The sequence below is a fragment of the Synergistes jonesii genome, from assembly GCF_000712295.1.
GTDB lineage: Bacteria > Synergistota > Synergistia > Synergistales > Synergistaceae > Synergistes > Synergistes jonesii.
Genome location: NZ_JMKI01000040.1, coordinates 1 through 1,961, shown reverse-complemented (window position 1 = coordinate 1,961; position 1,961 = coordinate 1). Strand labels below are relative to the sequence as shown.

Annotated in this window: 2 protein-coding genes; both read right to left on the bottom strand. The window is 59.9% G+C overall.

What is annotated here, in order from left to right:
• On the bottom strand, window positions 1–474 hold a 474-nt coding region (locus EH55_RS10475), incomplete at its 3' end, for a sugar phosphate nucleotidyltransferase (protein WP_037977629.1).
• Entirely contained in the window at window positions 467–1,831 is a 1,365-nt protein-coding gene (gene glmM, locus EH55_RS10470; protein ID WP_037977628.1) for a phosphoglucosamine mutase, read from the bottom strand. The genes EH55_RS10475 and glmM, both read right to left, overlap by 8 nt.
• Window positions 1,832–1,961: the final 130 nt, after the last annotated feature.

The window sequence follows — 1,961 nt, the reverse complement described above, 5'->3', positions numbered from 1 at the left end:
ATCATATTTTTCCGCGACCGCTTCAAGCTGGCGCAGCACGGTAGGCTTCGCCGCCATCACGTCGTCGGGCAGGATCAGCCCGAAAAATTCGCCTTTGCAGAATTCTTCCGCGCAGAGCACCGCATGGCCGAGGCCGAGGGGCTTCTGCTGATAGGCGTAATGGAATTCCGCGAGCTTATGTATGCCGTCGACCTTTTCCGCGAGGTCCTCCTTGCCGCGCTCGCGCAGGGCAGCGACCAGCTCCTCCGACGGCTCGAAGTAGCGGCGTATGCTTTCCTTGCCCTGCCCGGTGACGAACATTATCTGCGTGCAGCCGGAGGCGACCGCCTCGTCGACCCCGTGGTGTATGAGCGGCCTGTCGATTAGCGTCATCATTTCCTTCGGCACATCCTTAGTCGCGGGGAGGAATCTCGTCCCCAGCCCGGCCACGGGGAATACCGCTTTCTTTACCGGCTTGTAGCGGACCTCAGACATGGCATTCTATTTCCTTTCTGATCGCGTCCTCCATGATGCCGGCGGCTTCGTTCATAAGCTTTTCGTCGCGCGATTCGACGAATATTCTGATAAGGGGCTCCGTCCCCGACGGACGCAGAAGCATGCGCCCCCTGCCGCCGAGGAGTTTCTCCGCTTCGGCGGCGGCCGACGCGACTTTTTCGCTCTTCATTATCTTTTCTTTGCCGTCGACGCGCATGTTGCGCAACAGCTGCGGATAGCGCTCGAAGCGGTCGCTGAGCGTCGAAATCTCTTCGCCGAGCTCCGCGACCCCCTTCAGGAAGAGGACTCCTGCGCAGAGCCCATCGCCGGTGTTCGCGTATTCGAGCGCTATAATGTGGCCGGACTGTTCGCCTCCGATTCGCGCCCCCTCTTTACGCATCGTGTCGAGCACGTATCTGTCGCCGACCGGGCAGCGGAAAACTTTTATACCCTCCTTCGCGAGGAGCTCTTCGAGCGCCATATTCGACATCACGGTCGCGGCGACGCCGGCGCCGAGCCTGTCGCGCTTAGCGAGCCAGCGCCCTATCACCCACAGCATTATGTCGCCGTCGAGCACACGCCCACTGCTGTCGCAGAGCAGCACGCGGTCCGTGTCGCCGTCGTACGCGATGCCGAGCTCCGCTTTGTTCTTTACTACCTCCGACGCGAGCGTATTGATGTGCGTCACGCCGACGTTTTCATTTATGTTCACGCCATTCGGCTTATTGGCGATGAAGGTGACCCTGCCGCGCCAGTCTGAGAAGAGCGGCTCGACGAACGCCGACGCGGCGCCGTTCGCCGCGTCTATAACTATCGGGCAGGAATAATCTTTTATCTCCTCTATTATTTTTTTCAAACGCTTCGCGTACTCTTCGCGGAAGCGCGAGCCGTCGCTGACGCCTCCGATGTTTACCGGCGCCGCGAAGGCGCGCTTCTTTTCGTCGAGGAATATTTCTTCTATATCGGCCTCGTCGTCGTCCGTGAGCTTGAAGCCGTCCTTGTCGAGAAATTTTATGCCGTTGTATTCCGGAGGATTGTGCGACGCGCTTATCACCGCGCCGCCGTCGAAGTCGTTGTGGGCGGCTACGCTGCTGACGCCGGGGGTCGGGATGACGCCGAGGTCCGACGCCGAGCCGCCGGCCGACGTGATACCCGCCATCAGCGCGGACTGGAGCATCTCGCCGGAGCGCCTGGTGTCGCGTCCCACTGCGATCTTAGGTGTACCTGCGCCGCGCTTCCTCAAAAATACCGTGTAAGCCGCGCCCAGCCTCATAGCCGCTTCGGGGCGCATCATCCCGCTGTTTGCAACGTCGCGCACTCCGTCGGTCCCGAAGAATTGTCTTTTCTTATCCTGCATTTTTACGCTGACCCCTCTCAAAATTCACATGAAGCCAGAAAATCATTTGCCGTCCACGGCGGTGACGCGCACCTGCTCAGGTTCGGTCTGAACGATCTGAAAATCCCGTTTCAGGTTTTGACGAGCACGG

Coding starts and splice junctions, on each gene's coding strand:
- glmM (WP_037977628.1), bottom strand. CDS start 1,831: ATGCAGGATAAGAAAAGACAATTCTTCGGGACCGACGGAGTGCGCGAC.